The sequence below is a fragment of the Novosphingobium oxfordense genome (assembly GCF_044029435.1).
Lineage (GTDB): Bacteria > Pseudomonadota > Alphaproteobacteria > Sphingomonadales > Sphingomonadaceae > Novosphingobium.
Genome location: NZ_CP147005.1, coordinates 138,374 through 162,098, shown reverse-complemented (window position 1 = coordinate 162,098; position 23,725 = coordinate 138,374). Strand labels below are relative to the sequence as shown.

Here is a 23,725-nt window from a genome sequence, read left to right as displayed (position 1 = left end):
CGCCCGCTCTATTTCTGCACCACGAAAACATCGCGCGAAAGCGTGCTGCCGGTCGGCCCCACATCGAAGGGGACGGCATCGCGCAGCGCGATGTTCAGCCGCGCCGCCTGATCGGGGTCGATGGCGACCGTGTAATGTCCGGGCTGCACCTGTTCGAACAGGTAGAACCCATCCGCCTCGGTCCGCGCATTGGCCGCGACTTTGCCTGCCGCGTCCAGCAACCGCAGTTGCAAGCCGGAAACCCCGCGCGAGCGTTCCGCTCCTTCGAAATAAGCAGAACCCTCGATCTCGCCCATCGCCACCACCGCGAAATCGGCGCGGTGCACGCGGCCGGGGCGCGGCACCAGTTCGATCCCACGCGTGACCGGGGCCAGCGCGATATCGGGCAGCGTGGTGGGATCGACCTGCACGCTGGCGCGGGTGCCGGCGGGCAGGCCTGTCAGCAGCACCACGCCCGCGCCATCGGTCTCACCCGTGCCGGTGCCCGATCCGAAGGCGACCTGCGGCAGCACTTTGTCCCCCGCATCGAAGCGGCCGTCGCCGTCGATATCCTCGTAAGCACGCAACGCCACCGCGCCGGACAGCGCCTGCCCCGGCGGCGCGACATAGACGCGGTCGGTCAGCGGATCGCGCCCGAAGCCGAAGCCCAGCCGCAGCGCCACCGCATGGACCTTGTTGCGCAAGCCGTACGTGCCATCGAACGCCAGCGTGAAGCGCCGGAAACGACGCTCCGCCGAAAGCCCGAACTGGGTATCGCTGCGCTGAAACGTCTGCGCGACGGAGGCGCGGACCAGCGTGCGATCGTCCACCGAGCGATCCACTTCCAGCGACACCGCCTCGATCCGCGGATCGGGCAGCACGGTATAACTGGTCGAAGCGCGGACTTGCGTGCGCGATCCGTTGAGCGTGGAAAGGTCGAAAGTGCCGATCAACTGGTTGACCGTGCCGCCCCGAACACCCGAACCCGGCTCATACCGCGAATATTCCAGCGTGTTGGACGCCAGCCCCCCTGCCACCCGCGCCGATCCGCGCAGCGATGCGGTGGTCTGCACTTCGCCCGTGGCATATTCGATCCGCCGCGCCCGTGCATAGAGCGGGATCGCCGGCCCGCCCTCCCCCCACGGACGCAGCGTGGCATTGGCATCCAGTTCGGTCACGCGGCGCAGCGGCTGCCCATCGAACACGCGCACTTCGTCCAGGAAATCGCCGCGATATTCGGCACGGGTCAGCGTGAACGAGGCACCCAGCACGCGCCCGCCCAGCCCCGCCTCGATCGCGCGCCCGGCCTTGCCGATCCCGCCCAGCGGCGTCGCCCCGTCCTGCATGGCGAAATCCAGCTTGGCCGCCAGCCCGCCCAGCCCGGTGCGGAGGCCCGCGCTCGCCAGCCAGCGATCACCGAAATCGCTGTCGAACCAGCCGCCGCTCACCACCGCCGTCACGCCCGAGGTCACGCCATAGGCAAGCTGCGCACTCGCCCGCCAGCGGCCATAGTCCAGCCCCGGAATGAAGCGCGGCGCGGTAACGCCCAGCAGGTTCTCGTCCTTCTGCACCGCACCCACGGTGTAGACGACCTGCCCTTTCGCCAGCCGCCCATCGCCCACCGAGATGCGCCGCACTTCCTCGCTACGCTGCCCCTGCGGGCCGTAGAAGACGAGGCGGAACAGGTTCAGGCCGTAATCCACCGGCACTTGCAGGAACTGATACTGGCCATTGATCGCCTGCCGTGTCGACCCCACCAGTACGCCGTTGCGGTAAAGTTCCACTTCGTAGCCATCGGGAAGTTGGCCGCGCAGGTCCACCTTGTCGAACACCGATGCCGCCTCCACCGGGGCATTGGTCAGCGTGCCGCCGCGCCCCGCCACGCCGCGCAGGCCGATGGGGAGCGAAGTGGTGGCCACGTCGCCCAGCGCAAAGGCAGTAGCGTGCAGCGGCCCCAGCAAGTCCGCATCGGGATCGACCCGGCCCAGTTCGATATGCGCGGCGGTCAGCCCATCGCGGGTGGAATGGGTGAGGAAGACTTGCGCGCTCATCCACGCCAGGTCGCCCGCCAGCCGCAAGTCGGTCTCTACCCGCTCGCCCAGCGTGGAATCCGAGACCGCGCGCGCCTCCACATCGGCCATCGGCACCGAGATCGGCAGCCAGGGCGTATCCTCTCGCGGAAAGCGACGCTCGGCATTGGCGGCGGAGGATTGCTCGTTGCCCAGCCGCGCCCGCTCCGCCTCACGCGCAAGGCGATGTTCGAAGGGGAACGGCTCGGTCGTCTTTATCGTGATCGACTGATCGCGCAGGTCCGGCGTCACCGTCAGCGGCAGCAGGTCGCCGATGCGCTCGGCTCGGACGTAAAGCTCGCCGTCGAAGGCGACGGCATCGCCTTTCGCCAGCGAGACCGTCTTGCCGCCCGTCTCCGCCGTGCCTTCGCGCAAGTTGATCGTCAGCCGCCGATTTTCGGAGAGGAACCAGCCGCTGGCGTAATTGCCGTCATCCCCGACAGAGATCGCCAGATCCAGCTGCCGCGCCAGCGCGCCGAGCGGCAGGTAGAGCCCGCCGCGCGTGCCATAGGCGATCACGGTGTCGTCGCCCCCGGTGGTGCCGGTGGCGGCGGCGACTTTCACGGCCAGGATCACCTCGTCGTCGTAAGTGATCACCGGGGTGACGTTGGCGGGAAAAGTCTGCGTGGCGTTGGCCGGGGCGAGTTGAGCGGTACTGGCGGGCGCGGTGTCCTTGGTCGCAGTCGGCGGCGCGGATAGGCCAAAGCTGGGCGCCGGCAGCGCGCGGGTCGTGGCGAGAGATTGGGCGGGTGCCGGACCGCTCGGCGCGGGGTCGGCGGCGGGATGCCTGGGCTGCGCGTCGGCCATGTGAGCAGCAGGGATCGGTTGCTCGCGGACCGGGGCAGCAGCGAGTAGCAACCCCGGATGCGGATCGCCCGTGAAGACAGTCGAAAGCGGCGATGGGAGGGACGCCGCGGCGATGAACGGGGCTGGCGCGGGCAGATCGAGTGCAACGACTTGCGCGGGTGGTGCACCCTCACCGGATGGAAGTAGCGCCGACGATACCGGCACTTGAGACATCGGCGGCAGAGCGAGTTGAACCGGCGCGGTGGAGGGATCGAAGGCCCGCAGCGCCATCGGCAATGGCTCGGTTCCGACAGCCTCAGGCAGTTCCGGAGCGATGACCGCCAAAGCCTCAGGCACCGGGGGCAATTCCAGTTCCGGAGCTTGCATGCGGAAATCCGCAGCCGCGAGAGCAACAGGCGCCGTGGATATCCGCAAGACGGAGCGCCTCGACAAAGAGCGCGGCGCAACCGGCGCGGAGAGCCGTGCGGCCGTCAGCCCCGGTAGTTCGGCCTTGGCGAAACCGGGGTGTGGAACTGGTCGTTGTGCAAGCGTGTGCTGCGGTGCCGGCGGTGCATCAGCCCCAATCGGCGTGAGAGCCTCAGCCGCACGGTCCCCACGTGCCAGCAGGGAGGCGCCGACCAAAAGCGGCCCGAGCGTGGCCGCTCTCGGCAACCCGCCCGGCGCGTCTTCCCGGCCGCCCCGGCCCTGGCTCACGGCACGGTGATATCCCGGCTTGCCAGCACTTTGCCGGGCTCCACGTCGTCATCGGTGTAGGTCACGGTCAGCTTAGCCCCGCTGACCAGCAGGCGCTGATCGGCGGCAGGGTCCAGCGGCACGGTCACTTGCCGCGCATCGATCTCGGTATAGACGCCCAGCCCCTTCAGCAGCGCCAGCGGCGCCTTCACCCCCTGCGCGGTGACGGTGATGTCTCCAAAGGCGGAGCGGGTTCCGGACCGGGTGATCGTCAGTTGCAATCCCCGGCCGCCGCCCGGCAGCGCAATCAGATGGGCATTCTCGATCCCCGCCGTCAGCGTGGTCTGGCCCACGCGCACGATCACCGGGATGGAGATGCCGAAGCGCGGGACGATGCGCACGCCGATGGAATTGGGCTTCTGTGCGCCAGCCGCCTGCTCGATCGAGTAGGAGGCATCCTCCGGCGGCACGGCCACGGCGGAGAAGTGCGCGCGGTATTCGCCCGGCGGGGTATCGGGGGCGACCCGGGCCATGATGCGGATCGTCTGCGCCTCACTGCCGCCCAGCACCACCCGGCGCGGCGACCAGCGCAGCATCGCGGCGGCGCCGTGGACCTTGGCGCGATCGGTGGGATCGACCGTCTCTATATCGAGCAGGCGTCCGTCGCCGGTCATCATCTTATCGGCAATCGTGATGTCGTACTCGCCGCGCTCGATACTGCGGTTGTAGAGCCCGACCGAGGCGATGCGCGCGCGATCGTCGATCACCACGCGCTTGGGATAGAGGTTGATGTCACCCATGCCGCCCACGGCGCCCTCGGGCACGGGTGCGGATGCTTGTGGCGGCGGCGCCTTCGGCGGTTCGTCCTGCGCCACGGCAGCAGCCGCGAACAGCACCGTCGCCAAACCCCCGGCCCGCAGCAGGCGCGCGCCGTTCCCCACTACCGATGCGACGCGCAAGACCTGCGACCCCCGAATGCCCCTAAATGGCATTAACCATGCAACTGCATGGAATCAGGCGCAATCATACTTAAGTACGTGTACGTATCCCGGGAAATACCCGTTGGGCTTTTTCAGAGCATCGCCGGCTCTCTTTCCCACCCGACCTGCCCACCGGGTACAAGTGCAGGCAAATCGAGTGAGAAAGAGGGCCGGCGATGCCGGGAATTACAAGTAGTAGACCGTCAGCGTGAACGTGCCCGAGTAATTGCCCGGTGCCTGATTGGCCGAAACGTTCAACGTGCCCCCAACATTCAGCGTATCCTGCCCGTTGCTGCCCAGAATACCGATGCCGAACGCGCCGGCATCCGAAGTAAAGTCGCTCACCTGCATCGTCGCCGCGCCGGACGAGATCGTCGTGGTGCCGGGCAGTGAGACGATGAACAGGCGGTTGGCCGATCCGTTGAGCTGGAAACTGGCCGCCCCGCGCCCGCCGGTCTGCGGCAGCGACAGGTTGCCGGCCATGCCGCCAGTGCCGCTGACGGCGCTGGTGGTGCTCACCGTCTCGGTGCCCGCCGTGGTCGGCCGCGTGAACGTGCCGAAGCGCAAGTAGGCCAGCGGCACGATCTGCGCAGGCGCCACCACTTCGGCCGTGGCGGAACCCTTTGCCCCCGCCGCCAGCGCCGCCCCCGGCACCAGCGCCAGCAGCGCGGCGCCAAGCAAGCCTAGGGTGGTCCGGTACTTTCTCCTGCCGGTCATCCTGGTCCTTTGCGGCGGTTGGTGGTTAAGGGCTGGTGGTAAGAAATGTCGGCCCCGAGCCCCCCCGGGGCCGACACGGACGGACCTTCGGATGGCGGCCCCCACCGCCCTCCGGAGGGTCCACACCCCAAGAAGCGGGATCAGTTGTAGGTGACGGTGGCGTCGTAGCTGCCGGTGTAGCTACCGGCGGCCTGGTTCGCGGCCACGGTCAGCGTGCCGCCCACGGTGAAGCTGGCCGCGCCCGAAGCGCTCAGCGTGCCTGCGGCGGAAGAGGCCGAAGTGGTGAAGGTCATCGTGTTCGCGCCGCTGGCAACGGTGCTGCCGGTGGTGGAGATCGTGAAGGCGCGGCTGGCGTCGCCGCCAACGGTGAAGGCATCGGCCGAATTGGTCGAACCGGCCACCAGAACGACGCCGCCGGTCTTCGAACCGGCACCGGCCGAAGTGACGGCCACGGTGCCGCCGGTGCCGGCGGTGAACGAACCGAACGCCAGCACCGCGCCCGAAGTGTGCGTCAGCGTGATCGGCGCGACCACGGTGGCGGTGGCGGTGCCCTGCGCGGTGGCGGCAAGTGCCGAACCGGCGAACAGCGGCGAAGCGGCGGCAACTGCCAGTGCGGAAACAAGTGCAAGCTTCTTCATGAAAAGTACCTCCTGAAGTGTTCGGTCGTCCCGACCGCCCGAACTGCACGAGGCGACCCCGTCTCGTGTTGACTAGGCACTTATGCGGAGGGTTCTTACTGAAAAATAATCAATACTTCCATTTCATACCAAAGTACTGGCAGATTCATTCGCTTGTATGAGTAATCCGGCCGAAAATCCCGCCGAATCAACCGTAAACGACTATCACCGGAACTTGCGCGCGATAGTGTGAGGCTTCGGTGCCGGGCGGAATACGCAATTCGCCGCCGATTTCGAACCCATCCCCACCGGCATGATCGAGCACGCCCTGCGCCCCGGCTTGCGGGCGGCTGTCGGTGCGGACGGTGAGGCCGGTTACCGGCAACGTGGGCATGCCATCCGCCGAATGCGCAAGGACCGATTCAGGTACCACCACGCGATAGGCGCGGCCCGGCTCCCCCTCCACCCGAAGGCGTGCGGCATGGGGGCTGGCGCAGTCGGTTCCGTCGGCGATGCAGGCCGAACGCGCGGCGCCGGCATAGCGCGCCTTGCCGCCACCGGGGGCAACGACAAGGCTGCCGCCCTGCGCGCCCACATCCCCCACCGACCCGAAATCGAGGTCCGACAGCGAGCGGACCGACAGCGGATTGACCACCGTGGCGCTGGCAACGCCGCTCGCGCGCGCCGAAGTGCCGCCGCCGTCCGGCGCGCCTTCGCCTTCCGCCGCCAGCGCTGGGGTGGCTCCGGAAAGGGCACCTGCCGCCAGCAGGCCGGCAGCCACGGGTAGAACAGGCGATCGGGACACGGCATTCACTCGCTGCGCGGCGCACGGGCGCCAGTTCCGGTTCGTCCGGCCTGCCCCCTTGCCGGGCGCGAAGGCCCGCAAGCCGCCGCCGCAGAGAAACGGACGGCGGGCGACAGGGTTCCGCGCCCGGTGGAAACCGGGCCATCCCGTTCATTCTAGGAAGAAATCGGCAAGGCCGGCGCTTACGCGCCGCTAAGCAAATACCCGTGCTGAAACAGGTCAGTCCACGCTTATCACGGTGGCGTCGATCGGCAGCGGCATCGCCAACGTGCCCCCGCCATAGCGCCGCGTCAGGTCCATCCGCGCACCGACGCGGAAACTGCGCGAGCAGACCCGCTGCGCACAGCTTTCGAACGTCACCCGCACCACTTGCCCCGGCGTGACCGTGCCATAGCCCGGCAGGTCGGTCTCGAATGCGGAAAGCTTGCCCGAAACCCCGCCGTTGGTGACCGTGCCGGGCGCGGAGAGCACGACCTCCACCGTGATGTCCAGCGGCCGCCGGCTCTCGTTCCCGCGATCGTAGGAGACGGTGAACTGCGCCGGCCGCGTGCTGCTGCCGGAGACGGAGAGCACGCCGCTGTCGGTGACCATGCCGCTGGCGGAGATGCGCCGGCTGCCATTGTCCACCACCACCATTTTCCCGAAATCGAGCCGGACGTCCGCGCTAACGGTCGTGCGTGCAGGATCGGCAGCGACGGGCACGGCAATGAATGCAAGCGCGATCAGCACCACATGGCGCGCGCGCAATTTCCCCGTGCGATTGACCGTCCCGAAGCTGAGCATCCCATCGGCAACCTAACCCGCCCTCGACTTACGGGCCAGCCCCGGCGAATGCGCCGTCCCCTTTCAGGCCAGTCGGAGAAAAACCGCCAGCGCCTGCCGGTTCTCGATCAGGAAAGCGATCATCGCCAGCACCAGCCCGGCGCGAAAACACTGGAACGCAAGGCTGAGAAAGCGGTACTTCTGCCGCTGCAGCACCGTGCCGTTCTGGTAGATATCGCGCAGCATGGTGGTCAGCACCGCTTCGTCGCTGGCGCCGCGATCCAGCACGCGGCGCACGAATTCCTCCTGATCCAGCCCGGTGAACACGCCGAAGAACAGCAGGTTATCCAGATCGTCGTCAGAAAGCTTCGGCGCGCGCGTGCGCGGCATCACCGCGCCCATCGCCAGCATGGCCGAAACGAAGGCGAAGACCACCAGCACCAGCAGCGAATAGCGATAATGCCCGGCATCGAATTCGCGCATCGAGAGCGTGAAGACCAGGAACGTCATCCCCATCAGGATATTGGCCTTCTGGTCGGCCATGCGGCTGAGCGCCATGTGGTTGGTCATGGCCGTGCGCACCATGTGGATGGAATGCACGGAGAATGCGCGCGGCGTGCTGGATGCGCGTTCCAGACTGGACAGTTCGTTCATGGCAGCCCCCTGATCGCCAGCCCCCCGGCCGCGATTTACTGACGTGCCGATCCCTTAGCACCGCACGCGCCGGGGGCACGTGCTCCCCGTCACGGTCACACCATGGTCATGCGGGAAACATCAGCCCTCGCGCACCCATTCGCGGCGCAGCGCCGGCCCGGCCAGCGCCATCAGCAGCGATGCAAGCAAATAAAGCGAAAGGCCGATCAGCATCGAATAGCGCAGCGCCTCCGCCCCCCACACCGGGGTCAGCGCCTTGGACAGCGCGCCCAGCGCATAGATGCCGCCGCCAAGGCCGATCAGGTTGTTGATCAGCAGGAACAGCGCCGATGCCGTCGCCCGCGCAGGCGGTTCGACCAGGTGCTGCACCGCGCTGGTCACCGGGCCCAACCAGACATAGGCCAGGGCTTGCGGTAGCAGGAACAGCACGAAGGCCGTGGGTACGCTGTGCGTCCAGATGCCGCCGGCATAGAGCGGCACCGCCAGCACATAGGCCATGGCCGGCACCCAGCCATAGAACGCACGGTCCGCCGAACCCAGCCGGTCCGCCAGTCGCCCGCCGGCCAGCACGCCCACGGTGCCGCCCAGCAACAATACCGCGCCGAGGAACCACGAAGTCTGCACCAGATCGAGCCCGAAACTGCGCTGGAGCAGGCTGGGCATCCAGAACATCACGCCGTAGCCCAGCATCGAACTGGACGCGGCGCCGAACGAGAGCAGCCAGAACGCCTTCTTGCGCGCCAGCGTGGCCGCCACTTCGGCAAAGCGCACCGTCGGCGCGCTGCTCGCTGCCGCCTTGGGCCGGTCGCGCACGATCATCCGGAACGGCACCGCCGCCAGCAGCCCGGCCAGCCCGACCACCACGAACGCCGTACGCCAGTCCACCCGCGCCGCGACATAGCCGCCCGCCAGCACGCCCGTCGCCGCACCGATCGGGATGCCCAGCGAATAGATCGAGAGCGCGAAGGCCCGCTTCTCGCTGGGGAAATGATCGCCGATCACCGCGTAGGACGGGGCGACGCCGCCCGCCTCCCCCACGCCCACGCCCAGCCGCGCGGCGAACAAGTGCCAGAACCCCTGCGCCGCGCCGCATAGCGCGGTGAACAGGCTCCACACCAGCAGCGATCCGGTGATCACCCAGGACCGGCTGGTGCGATCCGCCAGCCAGGCCAGCGGCACGCCAAGCGTCGAATAGAGGATCGCGAAGGCCAGCCCGCCCAGCATGCCCATCTGCGCATCGTCCAGGCCAAGGTCCTTCTGGATCGGCGCCGCCAGGATCGCCAGGATCTGCCGGTCCACAAAGTTGAAGATGTAGACCAGCAGCAGCATCGCCAGCACCAGATTGGGCGAGGCTGCGCGGCGGGCGGGCCTGTCGATCGAAAGGGTTTCCGTTCCGGCGGCGCTCATGTCAGTCCAGATGTTCCTTGCAGAAGGAGAGGATCGCCGCCAGCGCCGGCACCTCGTCCAGAATCGGGGCGTGGCCGACGCGCGGCACGTCCACATGGGCATAGGGGCCGGAATGGCGACGCGCCATCTCCTGCGCGGTTTCCAGGCTCAGCAGGTCGGACAAGGCGCCGCGCACCACCAATACCGGCGCGGCGTCCAACGCGTCCCACAGCGGCCAGAGGTCGGGCGGCACCGATTCCGGCTCGTCCCCCGCCATGCCCTGCGCGATGGCGGGATCGTAATCGAAGGAGACGGTACCGTCCGCATTCTCGCGGCAGGTGCGGCGCGCGAAGGCCAGCCACTCGGCAGTGCCATAGTCCGGAAAGGCAACGGCGTTGACCGCCCGGCAGCGCGCCGCCGCCTCCATCCACGAAGCCATCGGGCCGGAGGGGCCGACATAACTCTGGATGCGGGCCAGCCCCACGGGATCGAGCACCGGGCCGATGTCGTTGAACACGAAGCCGCTGGCAAGGCCGGGCCGCAGCGCGTTCATCACCATCGCCATCAGCCCGCCCATCGATGTGCCGACCAGGCAGGCGCGATCGATGCCCAGCCCGTCCAGCAGGGCGAACATGTCCTGCGCATAGACGTCCGGCCGGTAATTGGCCGGGTCCGGATCCCACTGCGAAAGGCCGCGCCCGCGCTGGTCCGGCACGATCAGCCGGTAAGTGCCGGAAAGGTGCGCCGCAAGCGGCTCGAAATCGGCACTGTTGCGTGTAAGCCCGTGCATCATCAGCAGCACGGGCGCGGGCCCCTCAACCGCGACGTCACGCGTGAAATCGCGCGCCGGATAGTCGCGGGCGACAAGGTCCAGCCGCCCGCAGGCGCTGCGATAGCGGTGGAGGCTATAGTCCATCCTCGTGGAATCCTCTCGAACCGAATGGTCGTCAAAACGCTGCAAGGGTGGTTCTACATTTAGTTCAGGTGGAGCCGAGAAGCGTGATTTTCGAGCACCGGAGCGCAGCGGACTTAAAGTCCGTGAGCACCGGAGCCCAAAGATTCTCTATTCAAATCGCGCTTCGCAGGCCCGCATGGGCTGAATGTAGATCCGCCCTTAGAACTTCACGGTGCCGGTCACGAAAACCTGACGCGGATTGCCGTAGAACCCGGTCAGCGTGCCCTGCGTGCCCAGGGTCGGGATCGGATTGCCGTTGGCATCGGGGATCACCGCCCCGGTCACCGCATCCTGCTTGATGTAGCTGTAGCCGGAGGTGATGTATTCCTTGTCCAGGATGTTCTTGCCGTAGACGCCCAGCGTCCAGCGGCCGCCCGGCGCCGAGTAGACAAGGCTGGCATCCCACAGCGCATAGCCCTTCTGGTCCAGATAGGGGTTCGGATACTCGAACTGGTGGACCTTGGACCGGTAGGACACCGTGGTGCCGAACATCAGATCGCCCTCGCCCACCGGCAGATCATAGCTCAGCGTGCCGCTGGCGGTCCACTTGGGCGTATTCTGGATATGGCGATAGTCGGCCACGTCCACCGTCTTGCCGGCGATGAACGTCTCGTACTTCAGGAACTTGGCATCGATATAGCCCATAGAGGCGGACAGGCTCAGCTTGTCGCCCGAAGTCGCAAGGTCGCGGCCCAGTTGCGCGGTGGTTTCCAGTTCCAGTCCCTGCAGGCGCGCCTTGCCGGCATTGGAGACGACGCCGCAGAAGGTGGGCACGCCGCTGACGGTGCAGGCGACCGATCCGGGAATCTGGATGTCCTTGTAGTCCATCCGGAACGCCGCCGCCGCCACGTAGAGCGCGCCATTGAACAGGTTGCCCTTGTAGCCGATCTCGTAGCTGTTCACCGTTTCCGGCTTGAAGCTCAGGTAGGCGGCAACTTCGGCATCGCTGGGAATGCCGCTGGGATTGGCGGTGGGCGCATTCTTGCCGACGCCACGCGGATCGAAGCCGCCGCCCTTGAAGCCCTGGCTGTAGCTTGCGTAGATGTTGTGATCGCGGTTCGGCTTGAACGAGAGCGAGGCGCGCGGCGTGAACTTCTTGTAGACCGCGCTGCCGCTGAAATTGGTATCGGTGGAGTACAGGATCCCCGGATTGCCGAAGCGTTCGCCGCCACCGCGGAAGAACGTCTGCTTGACGATGTCCGCCTCACGCTTGTCCCAGGTGTAGCGGCCGCCGACCGAGAGGCTGAACTGGTCGGTGATCTCGTAGGTAACGTCGCCGAAGACCGCCCAGGTCTTGGTGTCCACATCGGCCTCGGTATGCCCGGTCAGCATCGGCAGCAGCGCGGGCAGCGTGGTGTAAGTACGCGAATCGAAGTAGGTGTCGGCGCTGGCGTTCAGCCAGTAGAAGCCGACCAGCGCCTGCAGCGGGCCCTTGTCATAGGCCAGCTGGAATTCCTGGCTCAACTGCTCGTTATCGTAGAACGCGGGCACGTCCAGATCGACGGTGGGGCTGGCGTCGAAGTCGATCGGCGTGGCCGAATGGTCCTTGCGCCAGGCGCTGATCGACTTGAAGGCCAGCGCGTCGGTCAGGTCCACCTTGATGTTCATGGCAAGGCCCCACGCCTCGATATCCTGCTTGGGATCGTCGATGCCGCCGGCGCTGTCGAACACGTCGGGCAGGATCTCGCTGCCCGGCGCGGAACCGGCGATCAGGCGATGGCCGCCGCGCGGATTGCTGCGATCGCGGGTATAGTCGCCAGTGACGCGGATCAGCACCGGCTGGCCGCTGCCACCCATCTCCAAAGTGCCGCGCGCGGCCCAGATGTCCTTGTCGTAATTGTCCTTGCCGGTGGTGATGTTCTCGCCAAAGCCATCGCGCGTAAGCCGCGCCACCGACCCGCCGACCCGGACGATATCGTTGATCGGCGCAGAGGCCGTGAGCACGCCGTCAAGCTGGTTGAAAGTGCCGTAAGTGGCACGGGCCTTCAGCGCGAACTCATCGGGCAGCGACTTGGTCACGTACTTCACCGCGCCGCCGATGGTGTTGCGCCCGTACAGGGTGCCCTGCGGACCGCGCAGCACTTCGATGCGCTCGACGTCGTAGATGTCGAGCACGGCGGCCTGGGGACGGTTGAGATAGACGTCGTCCAGATAGATGCCGACGCCCTGTTCGAAGCCCGAAACCGGGTCCTGCTGGCCCACGCCGCGAATGAAGGCGGACAGGGTCGAGTTGGTGCCTCTTGAGGGCTCCAATGTCACGTTAGGTACCGTCTGGGCCAGATCGGTAATGTCCGCCGCGCCGGAGCGTTCCAGCTGCGCGCCGCTGAAGCTGGTGACGGCGATCGGCACGTCTACCAGACGTTCCTCACGGCGGCGGGCGGTGACGATGATATCGCCCTCCGCCACATTTGCCGGCGCCGTCGCATCCGGTGCTGGCGCTGCGTCCTGCGCCAGCGCGGGCACGGCCGCCATGCCCGCCAGAACCGTCGTCAAAGTCAGGAAATTCTTCGTCGCACGGCTGCGCACGCCGCCCCTCTGCGCCTTTTGCATCGCTAGTCGCTCCCAATGAATCTTATCGTTGAAGGCAGTCATATTGATACTTGAACCAAGTTTCAACATTGAACATTTGCCATGGATCACATCAAGGTCTAGCTGTGTCAAAGTGACCACAGACGCCCCCTCGCCCCCGGTCGACAGCGATCCCGCAGATCGGCTGATTTCGGCCAAGACCCCGCGCACCGAACGTGGCCGCCGCACCTTACGCAAGCTGCTGGACGCGGCAGCGGTGGAATTCGGGGAGCGCGGATTTCACGAAGCCTCGATCACCGGCATCACCCAGCGCGCGGGCACGGCGCTGGGCAGTTTCTACACCTACTTCGATTCGAAGGATGAGATCTTCCGCGCGCTGGTGGACGATCTTTCCGGCAAAGTACGCGAAGCCGCGCGCGACGCCCTGCGCGAACCGCTGCCGGCGCTGGAAACCGAGCAGGCCGCCCTCACCGCGTTCCTGCAGTTCGCGCGCGATCACAAGGAAATCTACCGCATCATCGACGAGTGCGAATTCGTCGACCCCGCCAGCTTCCGCATCCACTATGAATCGACCGCAAGGCGCATCACCGAGCGTTTGGGCGAAGGCGTGCGAAAGGGCGAGCTGCGCGAAGGGCTGGGTGAGGCGCATGCCTGGGCGATCATGGGCATGAACGTGTTTCTGGGCCTGCGCTACGCCGTTTGGTCGGACGATATGCAGCCGGAAGACGTGGCCGATCTTGCCAATTCGATCCTGCGCGAAGGCATCGCCGCGCCAAAAGGCAGCTAACGGCTCAACGCACCACGTTAACGATTGACCCATCAACCGGTCCTAATTCGGGACGCGATTAGTTAACGCACTGGTAACTTCTCCGAGATCGCGCGATAAGCGTCCTCGTGGAAAACAACGCCAATCCCCGCAAGCGCGCCGCAATGTCGGCCCGGCTCCTCCTCGCTTCGGCAGCCCCTGCCGTCGCGGCGATCGTCGGCGTGCTGGTGATGGCCGCGCAGCCTTCCACCCCGGCCAGCGCCGCGGCGACTTTCCATCCTGCCGCTCCGGTCGCAACCCCGGCGAAAGCGGCGCCGAAAGTGGCGGAAGACAGCGCTTTCGTGATCAAGCGCATCCTGCCGATCGAAGGCGCGATCAAGTACGGCGAATGGCACTGGGACGAGACCGGCGCGCCCGCCGGCCCGATCGTCATCACCGTCGACCTCGACGCGCGCGTGATTTCCGTATTCCGCGACGGCTATGAAATCGGCGCCGCCGCCGTGCTGCTCGGCACCGAGGATACGCCCACTCCGCTCGGCGTGTTCCCGATCACCGAGAAGGACAAGGATCACGTCTCCAACATCTACACCGGCGCGCCGATGCCCTACATGCAGCGGCTGACCAACGACGGCATCACGCTGCACGGATCGGAAGTGGCCAAGGGCTACGCCAGCCACGGCTGCGTGGGCATGCCGGACGACTTCGCCGCCAAGCTCTTCGCAGTGACCAAGCTGGGCGACAAGGTCTACATCACGCGCGGCAAGCAGGCCGCCATGGGCGACAACCTCGTCGGGGCGTGATTTCGGCGGGACGATAACGGTGCGACGCGGCGACTAAGCACTGCCCGCCTGCTCTCTAGCCCCATACATTCCTCGTCATTGCAAGCGTAGCGAAGCAATCCAGGGCGGCGCCGAACCGCCTTGGATTGCTTCGCTACGCTTGCAATGACGAAGGGGTTTTGCACGGTTAGTCCGGTCGGGGACTAAGCTGCACGTCCCAACATAGCCCTCCCGTCGCCCCCGCGAAGGCGGGGGCCCCGCTGCCTTCGCGCCACGCATCAAGAAAAGCGGGATCCCCGCCTCCGCGGGGATGACGAGGCTTGGATTTCAAGATGTCGAGTTAGGGGTTGGGGTTGGGTTTGAGCTTGAGCTTAGGATTTAAGGCATCGAGCTTGGCTGTTTTGAGCCCGCGCTACCGGCTCGATCATGGCCCGCCCCAAAAGGCAAAACCGCCCCCTCAGCCCTTGATCTTCTTCGCCGCTCGCACTGGCGCCTTGGCAAAGCTCCAGCCCCCTGCATTGGGCCGCACCACCAGTTCCCCGATCGAAGCCGGCCGCCCCTCGCGCAGCGTATCGAGCAAACGCGCAACGGCACTACCGCGCGGCTCCTCACCGCCCAGTTCGGTGACGCAGCGCGCGAGCACGCGCAAAGCGATCGCACGCGGAGCCTGCGGGCGATAGCGCAGCCCCATAGGCTCCTTCTTGACGCAGGACCGCCATTCCAGCGCCGCCATCCATTCCAGCGCGGCATCGGCGTCAGCCAGATGCTCGGCACTGCGCGCCACGGCGGCAACGTCGATCCAGTCCGCCTCGGCCAGCGCCTTGCGCATGCGCACGCGGTCGAAGCGGTCGTTGGAGTTGCTAGGATCCTGCGCGGCTTCCACGCCCGCCGCCGCGATCACTTCGCCCAGTTCCGAGCGGAGCCAGTCGAGCACCGGCCGCAGCAGCGGGATTGCCGTTTCCGGCACGCGCCCGCGCGCCCGGGTCCCGGCGAGGCCGGCAACGCCGCTGCCCCGATTCAGCCGCATCAGCAGCGTTTCGGCCTGATCGTCAGCATGATGCGCAGTGGCCAACCCGGCAAGCTCTCGCTCGGCGACCCAGCCCGCCAGCGCGGAATAGCGCGCGGCGCGTGCTTCGGCCTGCACATTGCCGGAAGCCACGGTTACGGACAACGTCGCATGGGAAACCCCAAGCCGCGCGCAAAGCGCCGCAACGTCGGCTGCCTCGCCCGCGCTTTCGGCGCGCAGGCCATGATCGACCGTCGCCGCCTCTACCCGACCGGGCAGCGCGGCAGCGGCCAACAGGAGCAAGGCAACGCTATCGGGCCCACCGGAAACGGCTACGCCCAGACGCGCCGAGCCCCGGTCGCCCGCGTCATCCCCTTCCGGCCAGATCGCCTCGATCCCGGCGCGAAAGCGCTCAACCGCCTCCGCCGCCGGGACCAAGCCGGGATCAGGAGCAGGTGAGCCCATTGCGCGTGGTGTCGTAAACGCTCTTGAGACGGCCCGCCGCTTCTGCAGCGTAAGTATCGCTGAATTCGGACAGCGCGATGCAGGCGCGCTTGGTGTCCTTCATCTGCTTCATCGAGATCGCAAGGTACAGCAGGCTGTCCGGCGCGCGATCGCCGCGCTTGTCCGCCTGGTAGTTCTGGACGAACCACTTGGCGGCTTCCAGCGGCTTGCCCTCGTCAAGATAGGCGCGGCCCAGCAAGTTGCGGCCCCAGCTGACGCGCGCGTGCTTGGGATACTTTTCGAGGTAGAGCTTCAGCTGCTGCTCGGCCTCGGGATAGAACTTCGCTTCCCACAGGCGGAAGCCGTAGGAATATTCGTCATCGGCGGCGTCGGCGCTCTGCGGCTTGACGATCGCCCGCACCGCATCGATGCGCGAGTTGGACGGGCCGACCGGCTTGGTTTCCACCGCCGGCTTCAGTTCGGCCGGCTTGGTGGACGGCCTTACCGCTGCCGGCTGGACGCCGTTCATGGCCGAAAGGTTGGACTGCGACGCTGTAGGCTGCGGGCCGGCGGGATCGACCGGAACCGGCGCGGGTGCCGGCACGCCGGCGGCCAGCTTGGCCTCAAGCTGATCGATCCGGTTGGTGTTCTGTTCGACCTGTCCGGTCAGCCGCGCCAGTTGCGCTTCCACCGCGTCCAGACGCACCAGCATGTCGCTGACCGGCGTGGTCGCGGGCTGGCCCGGCGCCGGGGTGGGCGTGGCCGTGGGGCTGGTGATTTCCGGCGCGAAGTACTTGCCGTCGCCGCCCGGGAACACCTTGCGCTGCAGCGCGCGCACTTCGGTTTCCACCTTCTTGAGGCGGGCGTCGGTCGAACCATCCTGCGCCTGCGCGGGCGCAGCGAAGCCCACACCGGCCAGAGCCAGCGCGACAACGCCAGTCGCGGCAAGCCGCATCCGGCGCACGCTGTTCAGTGAAGAAGTCATTGCCAAATCATCTCCGTCTCGGGCGATGCCCGCTGACACGCCCCCTTTTCGCCGCACCCCTGCCGTGCGGCAGGTCGGTCGGCCGAAGGCTGCCCCGGCCGTTCCGAACGGGGCATTAACCAAGCCTGCGGACAAGGGGTGCCGCAAGACGCGCCCCCTGTCGAGGCAGGGTCAGTTGGAAGTCGTGGAAAGCGGCGCGGCAGCGGGTGCCGCCGCGTCGTTGCCGGGAACCGGTGCCGGGATCGCCGCCGTTACCGGCACGGTGGCCTGCGCCGCCGGACGCGCGGGCGCGCGCTGGGCGGAGGGCGCCGTAGGAGCAGGCGTCGCGCCGGGCGTCGCCGCGACCTGCGGGTTGGACCGCGCGGCCAGATCCGCCGGGATGAGCGACACGCCCGACATCACCGTCGGCTTGTCTGCCAGCGCCGGGATCGCGCGCCCGCCCACTGTCAGCGTCAGCGCATCGGGACGGCCGGTGCGAAGCTGCGGAGCCTGCGCATTCTGCGGCACGGTCCAGCTTTCACCCTTCTTCAGCGTGGTTTCGACCAGGCGATTGGCGCCATCGGTAACGCGCACCCACACGCCTTCCTCGGTCGCGGTCAGCACCACCGGCCCATTGGCGGGCGCTTGCGTGGGCGTCGCGGCCGGAACCGGCACGGCCACGCGGGTGGGCGCGACGGCGGGCTTCGGCGTCAGCAGATCGGGCAACTTGCCTTCGGGCGAGAGATAGCTGCCCCAGAAGATCACGAGCAGCACGATCACCACCAGCGCACCGGCGCCAGCGATCCAGGCCAACTTGGCCGAAGGAACGCGCGCGGGATCGCCGGGCTGGAAATCGTGAACCACCACGGGCTCACGCCCGCCTTCCGCTTCCAGCTGGCGGCGGACGATCTCGGCGATCTCCTTCTCGTCCAGCCCCAGCGTGCGCGCATAGGCGCGCGAGAAACCCACGGCATAAGTGCGCGCGGCCAGGTCGCCGAGACGATCCTCCTCGATCGCGGCCAGATGGCGCTCGGCGATCTTGGTCTGGGTGGCAATATCGGCCCGCGACAGGCCCGCAGCCTCACGCGCACGGGTCAGAACGACGCCAACGGTCTCCGTCTGCGCGCCTGCCTGCTCGATCGCCTCTTGATTTTCGACGTTTTCCATTCCGCTCCCGAAGGGAATTTGGCTAAATATGACGGTTCAGAACCGGGATAGACACCAAGCCGGGTGACCTCCCAAAGTCAATCGGGGACCCGATCATTCTCTCAGAAATCTGCGGCGGATGCGACCCCGTGCACGCCGAGTAACATCCCCGCAAGACAAACCCGTGTCAATCGGTGACCTTTTGCCTTCGCACAGCCCTTTTAACACCCTTGTTAAGGGCCGGCAGCCAGGTCAGCCGATCAATCCACCGCTATATCTCGCTCGGCCGCCCAGGCAGTGAGCGCAGCACGCAGATCGCGCGGCGGCGCGGCCAGCCAGCCGTCCATCGCCGCCTTGATTTCCGCCAGGTCCACCTTTCCGATCAGGTCCTTGACCGGGCCGACCGAGGCCGGCGTGATTGACAGGCGGGAAATGCCCAGCCCCAGCAGGGCAAGCGCTTCCAACCGGCGCCCGCCCATCTCGCCGCAGACGGCGATCTCGACATCGTGGCCCTCGCAGCTTCGCACCACGCGGCGCAGGAAGCGCAGGATCGCGGGGCTCAGCCAGTCATAGCGCTCCGCCAGCTTGGGATTGGCGCGATCGGCCGCGAACAGGAACTGGGTAAGATCGTTGGTGCCGATGGACAGGAACGAAATCTTCGGCGCCAGCACATCCAACTGCTCGGCCAGTGCCGGCACTTCCAGCATAACGCCGTAGTGGATCGCTTCGGGCAGCACTTTCTTCTGCTTGCGCAGATAGGCCAGCTGGCTATCGAACACCGCCTTGGCCTGATCGAATTCCCATGGCTCCGCCACCAGCGGGAACATGACGTGCAGGGTGCGCCCCGCCGCCGCTTCCAGCAGCGCACGCGCCTGCACTTTCAGCAAGCCTTCGCGTTCGAGCGCGACGCGCAGAGCGCGCCAGCCCATCGCCGGGTTCTCCTCACCCTCGCCATCGTCGTGACGCAGGTAAGGCAGCGTCTTGTCGCCGCCGATGTCCACGGTGCGGAACTTGACCGGCTTGTCGCCCGCCGCTTCCATCACGTCGCGATAGAGCCGCGTCTGCCGTTCGCGTGAAGGCAGCGTGGCGGAGACGAGGAACTGGAACTCGGTGCGGAACAGGCCGATGCCGTCGGCGCCGGTCATAGTCAGGTTGGCGATATCGTCGCGCAGGCCGGCGTTGATCATCACCTGCACGCGGGTGCCATCGCGCGTGGTGGGATGCACGTCGCGCAGCGCGGCATAGGCGGCCTGACGCTGGCGGCTCTTGGCAAAGCGCGCCTCGAAGGCCTCGATCACGCCGGCAGGCGGGCGCACCATCGTGGTCGCCTGATCGGCATCGAGCAGAAGCTGATCACCCTCTCGCACCACACCGCGCAGTCCGCGCACGCGGCCGAGCACCGGAATGCCCATCGCGCGCGCGACGATAACGACGTGGCTGGTGAGCGAGCCTTCTTCCAGGATCACACCCTTCAGGCGGCGCTTGTCGTATTCGAGAAGTTCGGCCGGCCCGAGGTTTCGCGCGATCAGGATCGCGTCGTTGCGCAGCCCCATCGAGGCGGCAGTGCCAAGCTGGCCGGAAACGATGCGCAGCAGGCGGTTCGCCAGATCCTCCAGATCGTGCATGCGGTCCGCCAACAGCGGATCGTCGATCTGGCGCATGCGCATGCGGGTGCGCTGCTGCACACGTTCGATCGCCGCTTCGGCGGTGAGGCCGGAATCGATCGCCTCGTTGATGCGGCGCGTCCAGCCTTCATCGTAAGCGAACATGCGATAGGTTTCGAGCACCTCCTCATGCTCGCCGCCCATGCCGAATTCCGCCTGGCTGGCCATGCGGTCGATCTGTTCGCGCATCTTGTCGAAGGCCAGGATCACGCGCTGGCGCTCTGCCTCGGTATCCTCGGCAACAATATGCTCGATGGTGACACGCGGCTGGTGATAGACGGCCACGCCCGAGGCAAGGCCCTTCACCAGCGCCAGCCCGCGCAGCTGCTGCGGGCCGGACTGGAGCGAGCCGGCGGCGTGGATATCCTCGTCATCGACAAGGTCGGCATTGGTGATCAGTTCGGACAGCACCATGGCCACCGTCTGCAGCGCCTCGATCTCCACTTCCTCGTACCGGCGCGGCTCGACATGCTGGACGCAGAGCACGCCCACCGCGCGTTCGCGGCGAACGATCGGCACGCCGGCGAAGGAGTGGAACTTGTCTTCGCCCGTTTCAGGCCGATAGGAAAAGTCCGGATGGGCGGCGGCTTCAGCCAGATTGAGCGTCTCGATCCGATCGGCGATCGAGCCGACCAGACCTTCGCCCACCGCCATGCGGGTAACGTGCACGGCCTCTTGCGCCAGGCCGCGCGTGGCGAAGAGTTCCAGCATCCCCTCGCGCAGCAGATAGATCGAGCATACCTCGCTATTGAGGCATTCGCCGATCGTTTCCACCACGTTGTTGAGCTTGGACTGCGCATGATTACGCGAGGCCATGACCTCATGGAGGCGGGTGAGGATGTTCCGGGCTGCTTCGACGGCTCCGCTGGTCATGGCTACCCGAGTAACCCAAAGCGAGCGCTTTGGAAACGCAGCGAAGCCGTGAAATCAGCTGTTATCCTGTGAACTGCACGCTTTCGCGCATGCGATACGGATTCCAAGGTCGAAAACCCGGCCAAAATCCCGGGGTCGGCGGCGCCTTTCCGGGCCCCGCGAAGGGGCCCGCTGCTCGGAAAAATATAGGAAAGCTCCGAAACACAGGCGCCACCGACGTCACCGTCCAGCCACGCTTAGTGGCGCGCCATTTCCTCCTTGAGCTTGAGCTTTCTCTTCTTGAGGGCCTGGATCATCACGACATCAGGCATGGGTCGGCACATTTCGTCATGAATCTGACGCTCCAGACCGGCATGCTTGCTTTGCAGGGAATTGACGTGACGACTATCCATGGACAGTTCTCCTCTTCTCCGGGGGGGGCTGGACCGCACCCGAGCCAGTCTTTTCCGCGAAGCTGACCGGGCCGAAACCCGACGACCGAATGTTCTTTCTGCCACGATGCTCGCGGCATGTTGGCGACTCGGCATCATGCGGATGCGGCGCGAAAGAGATCGAACCACATTCGCGCCATCTTGCGAAGAGTGTGATTGCTTCATATCGGTGAGCTGCGTGCCGCCTGCGTCGAGCGGGTCCGCGCAAAAACAGCTGCAGATGGCGATTTGGCCGGCCGAATCAGGCCGCCAATCGAGACTAGGGAATCCCGGCGTGACCGAAGAGGAAATGCGCAAGCGCCTAGAAATGCTCAAGATCGAACACCGCGATCTTGATGCGGCGATCGATGCGCTCAATTCGGCTGGCGCCGGCGACCAGTTGCAGATCGCGCGGCTGAAAAAACGCAAATTGCGCCTGAAAGACCAGATCTCGCTGATCGAGGATTACCTGATCCCGGACATCATCGCCTGATCCACCGACCCCATGGGCGGGCCAAATGCGTGTCCGCCCGTTTTGAGCGGCAACGGCCCGCAATCCTTCCCCAGACCTCGAAGGCATACCCGGCAAACCGCGATTCCCAGAATTTCCCAATGAATTCAGTTAACCGCCGTTAGCGACGAAGCGTGCCGATCGGGGACAATCGCGAAATAGGCTCGGAAATTTACCTTTGGGCAGTTGTGCGCGAGTCGTTGTTAAGAAATATCGACCGCTGCATGTCCGAAACCGCGACCATAAACCCGCGCATCGTCGACGCCCTCTATTCGGAGGCGCTTCTCCTGTCCGACGAGGTTCGCCACGCCTTTGCGCCGTCCGGCCGGCTGGGCGGCGTGCCGGCGGGCGAGGATGATTTTGCGCGCGTCGCCCTCTCCAGCGAAGGTCTGCGCACGACCACGCGGATGATGCATGCGATCGCCTGGCTATTGAATCATCGCGCCTATTTCATGGGTGAAATCAGCGAGTTGCAGCTGCGCCGCCATGGCCGCCTGTCGCCGGTGATGCGCCAGTCGGACGCGCGCCAGCTGGCCATGCTCGCCCCCGAAGTGGCCACGCTGGTCGAAACCACGCGCCGCTTCTACGACCGGCTGCTGCGGCTGGAAGGCAGCTGGAAACTGGCGGATGAGAAGATGCCCAGCGCGCTGGAGCAGCTTCGCGAGCGGATCGAACGCCGCCTCGCCAGCTAGTACCCAGACGACACCTAAAGCGACCTAGACGGCACCAAGCGCCTTGTTCCAGGCCGCAATCCGGCGGCCGCGCTCGTCTTGCGTCATCCGCGGTGTGAAACCGCTCCGCTGACCGGCCATCGCGCCCGCTGCCGCCTCCAGATTTGCGAACAGACCCGCTCCGCTCGCCGCCAGCATCGCCGCGCCGAGCGCCGTCGTCTCGACGAAGCCGGGCCGCTCCACCGGGATGTCGAGCACGTCGGCGATGTCCTGCGCCATCCAGTCGTTCGCGCTCATCCCGCCATCGATGCGCAAGTGCGTCCAGCGCGCGCCGTCGGCGGCGAAGGCTTCCGCCAGATCGCGCGTCTGCATCGCCATCGCTTCCAGCGCCGCGCGAGCTAAGTGCGCCCGGCTGGCCGCGAAGCTCAGCCCGGTGATCGCCGCGCGGGCGTCCGGCCGCCAGTGCGGTGCCCCCAGCCCCGATAGCGCCGGGACGATGACCACACCGCCATTGTCCGGCACCGAGCGGGCCAGCACTTCGGTCTCCCCCGCCGCGTCGATCAGGCCAAGCCCGTCGCGCAGCCATTGCACCAGACTGCCCGCCACGAAGACCGAGCCTTCCAGCGCATAGGTCCGCTTGCCATCGAGCTGACAGAGCACCGTCGCCAACAGCCGGTGCTGCGAGGCCGGCACCGCATCGCCCATGTTGGCGAGCACGAAGGCGCCGGTGCCGTAAGTCGCCTTGGTCGCGCCGGCCGTGAGGCAGCCCTGCCCGATCGTCGCCGCCTGCTGGTCCCCCGCCACGCCCGTCACCGGGATCGCCGTACCCAGCCATTCGGACCGCGCGATGCCGAGCGCGCCCGCGCTGTCGCACACTTCCGGCAAGGCGTCCTGCGGCACGCCGAACAGATCGCAGAGCCCCGCATCCCAACCCTGCCCCGCCAGGCCCATCAGGGCGGTGCGGCTGGCATTGCCAGCATCGGTCACATGCGCGCCCGTCAGCTTGTAGAGCAGCCAGGAATCGATCGTGCCGAATGCCAGCCGGCCGGCCTCGCCCGCCGCACGCACTTCGGGCACATTGTCGATCAGCCAGCGCATTTTGCTGGCGGAAAAATAAGGGTCCAGCACCAGTCCGGTCGCACCCTGTACCGCCGCCTCATGCCCGGCATCGCGCAAGGCCGCGCAGATGCTCTCCGTCCGCCGGTCTTGCCAGACGAGCGCGCGGGCGAGCGGCTCGCCGCTCTGCTTGTCCCACGCCACCACGGTCTCACGCTGGTTGGCAAGGCCGATCGCCGCGATCCGCGCGGCCCCACCCACTTGCGAGACGGCGTGGCGCGCGCAGGCCAGCACCGATTGCCAGATCTCCGCAGCATCGTGCTCCACCCAGCCCGGCTGCGGATAGTGCTGCGTCAAAGGGCGCTGGGCGGTCGCACGCACGCTGCCATCGGGCGCAAAGACCATCGCCCGGTTGGAGGTCGTCCCGGCGTCGATCACCAGGATCAGTTCGGCCTCACTCAACGCGTTCCGGGCCATCCGCATCTCTCCCGCCGCCGCAAGGC

Annotated in this window: 20 protein-coding genes; 4 read left to right on the top strand and 16 right to left on the bottom strand. The window is 66.7% G+C overall.

Annotation, left to right across the window (positions count from 1 at the left end; translation table 11 throughout):
• Positions 1 to 8: 8 nt before the first annotated feature.
• From WBP07_RS00775 to WBP07_RS00730, 10 genes are all read right to left on the bottom strand, one after another.
• Positions 9 to 3,221, bottom strand: a complete 3,213-nt coding sequence (locus WBP07_RS00775) for an SdrD B-like domain-containing protein (protein ID WP_395393526.1) — start codon at positions 3,219 to 3,221, stop codon at positions 9 to 11.
• 323 nt (positions 3,222 to 3,544) lie between these two features.
• Positions 3,545 to 4,486, bottom strand: coding sequence for a hypothetical protein (locus WBP07_RS00770; protein WP_395393525.1), 942 nt, complete (start codon positions 4,484 to 4,486; stop codon positions 3,545 to 3,547).
• A gap of 207 nt (positions 4,487 to 4,693) precedes the next feature.
• Positions 4,694 to 5,224, bottom strand: coding sequence for a DUF4402 domain-containing protein (locus tag WBP07_RS00765; protein ID WP_395393524.1), 531 nt, complete (start codon positions 5,222 to 5,224; stop codon positions 4,694 to 4,696).
• A 140-nt stretch (positions 5,225 to 5,364) separates the two neighbouring features.
• The gene (locus tag WBP07_RS00760) at positions 5,365 to 5,862 is read right to left on the bottom strand and encodes a DUF4402 domain-containing protein (RefSeq protein ID WP_395393522.1); all 498 of its coding nucleotides are present in this window, start codon (positions 5,860 to 5,862) and stop codon (positions 5,365 to 5,367) included.
• Between the two features lie 187 nt (positions 5,863 to 6,049).
• A complete protein-coding gene (locus tag WBP07_RS00755; protein WP_395393521.1) occupies positions 6,050 to 6,622 on the bottom strand; it encodes a DUF4402 domain-containing protein in 573 nt (190 codons plus the stop codon).
• Positions 6,623 to 6,865: 243 nt separating this feature from the next.
• Positions 6,866 to 7,429: a DUF4402 domain-containing protein gene (locus WBP07_RS00750; RefSeq protein WP_395393519.1), complete on the bottom strand. Its 564-nt coding sequence runs from the start codon at positions 7,427 to 7,429 to the stop codon at positions 6,866 to 6,868.
• A gap of 63 nt (positions 7,430 to 7,492) precedes the next feature.
• Complete coding sequence (locus WBP07_RS00745; protein ID WP_395393517.1) at positions 7,493 to 8,062, bottom strand: Pycsar system effector family protein; 570 nt, start codon at positions 8,060 to 8,062, stop codon at positions 7,493 to 7,495.
• Between the two features lie 120 nt (positions 8,063 to 8,182).
• Positions 8,183 to 9,469, bottom strand: a complete 1,287-nt coding sequence (locus WBP07_RS00740; RefSeq protein ID WP_395393515.1) for a spinster family MFS transporter — start codon at positions 9,467 to 9,469, stop codon at positions 8,183 to 8,185.
• Position 9,470: 1 nt separating this feature from the next.
• Positions 9,471 to 10,364 carry an alpha/beta fold hydrolase gene (locus tag WBP07_RS00735; protein WP_395393513.1) on the bottom strand — a complete coding sequence of 298 codons (894 nt, stop codon included), beginning with the start codon at positions 10,362 to 10,364 and terminating at the stop codon, positions 9,471 to 9,473.
• Between the two features lie 198 nt (positions 10,365 to 10,562).
• The gene (locus WBP07_RS00730) at positions 10,563 to 12,875 is read right to left on the bottom strand and encodes a TonB-dependent receptor (RefSeq protein WP_395395684.1); all 2,313 of its coding nucleotides are present in this window, start codon (positions 12,873 to 12,875) and stop codon (positions 10,563 to 10,565) included.
• A 190-nt stretch (positions 12,876 to 13,065) separates the two neighbouring features.
• Between WBP07_RS00730 and WBP07_RS00725 the strand changes: the two genes are divergently transcribed.
• Positions 13,066 to 13,719 carry a TetR/AcrR family transcriptional regulator gene (locus WBP07_RS00725; RefSeq protein ID WP_395393512.1) on the top strand — a complete coding sequence of 218 codons (654 nt, stop codon included), beginning with the start codon at positions 13,066 to 13,068 and terminating at the stop codon, positions 13,717 to 13,719.
• Positions 13,720 to 13,862: 143 nt separating this feature from the next.
• A complete protein-coding gene (locus WBP07_RS00720) occupies positions 13,863 to 14,498 on the top strand; it encodes a L,D-transpeptidase family protein (protein ID WP_395393510.1) in 636 nt (211 codons plus the stop codon).
• A gap of 436 nt (positions 14,499 to 14,934) precedes the next feature.
• Here WBP07_RS00720 and tilS read toward each other — a convergent pair whose 3' ends face one another.
• The 5 genes from tilS to WBP07_RS00695 all read right to left on the bottom strand — a co-directional run bounded on the left by tilS (position 14,935) and on the right by WBP07_RS00695 (position 20,966).
• Positions 14,935 to 15,948 carry a tRNA lysidine(34) synthetase TilS gene (gene tilS, locus WBP07_RS00715; protein WP_395393508.1) on the bottom strand — a complete coding sequence of 338 codons (1,014 nt, stop codon included), beginning with the start codon at positions 15,946 to 15,948 and terminating at the stop codon, positions 14,935 to 14,937.
• Positions 15,929 to 16,912, bottom strand: coding sequence for a tol-pal system YbgF family protein (locus WBP07_RS00710; protein ID WP_395393506.1), 984 nt, complete (start codon positions 16,910 to 16,912; stop codon positions 15,929 to 15,931). The genes tilS and WBP07_RS00710 overlap by 20 nt, the downstream gene beginning before the upstream one ends.
• 171 nt (positions 16,913 to 17,083) lie before the next feature.
• Complete coding sequence (locus WBP07_RS00705; protein WP_395393504.1) at positions 17,084 to 18,058, bottom strand: helix-turn-helix domain-containing protein; 975 nt, start codon at positions 18,056 to 18,058, stop codon at positions 17,084 to 17,086.
• Between the two features lie 239 nt (positions 18,059 to 18,297).
• Positions 18,298 to 20,574 carry a phosphoenolpyruvate--protein phosphotransferase gene (gene ptsP / locus WBP07_RS00700; protein ID WP_395393503.1) on the bottom strand — a complete coding sequence of 759 codons (2,277 nt, stop codon included), beginning with the start codon at positions 20,572 to 20,574 and terminating at the stop codon, positions 18,298 to 18,300.
• A gap of 236 nt (positions 20,575 to 20,810) precedes the next feature.
• Positions 20,811 to 20,966: a DUF465 domain-containing protein gene (locus WBP07_RS00695; protein WP_395393501.1), complete on the bottom strand. Its 156-nt coding sequence runs from the start codon at positions 20,964 to 20,966 to the stop codon at positions 20,811 to 20,813.
• Positions 20,967 to 21,279: 313 nt separating this feature from the next.
• On the opposite strand from WBP07_RS00695, the gene WBP07_RS00690 reads away from it, so the two are divergent.
• Together WBP07_RS00690 and WBP07_RS00685 are read left to right on the top strand one after the other, a co-directional pair.
• Positions 21,280 to 21,477 (top strand): YdcH family protein, encoded by a 198-nt coding sequence (locus WBP07_RS00690; RefSeq protein WP_395395682.1) that lies wholly within the window; start codon positions 21,280 to 21,282, stop codon positions 21,475 to 21,477.
• Between the two features lie 242 nt (positions 21,478 to 21,719).
• Positions 21,720 to 22,187: a DUF1465 family protein gene (locus tag WBP07_RS00685; RefSeq protein WP_395393498.1), complete on the top strand. Its 468-nt coding sequence runs from the start codon at positions 21,720 to 21,722 to the stop codon at positions 22,185 to 22,187.
• Between the two features lie 24 nt (positions 22,188 to 22,211).
• Here WBP07_RS00685 and glpK read toward each other — a convergent pair whose 3' ends face one another.
• On the bottom strand, positions 22,212 to 23,699 hold the full coding sequence (glpK, locus tag WBP07_RS00680) for a glycerol kinase GlpK (protein WP_395393497.1): 1,488 nt from the start codon (positions 23,697 to 23,699) through the stop codon (positions 22,212 to 22,214).
• Between the last annotated feature and the right edge of the window lie 26 nt (positions 23,700 to 23,725).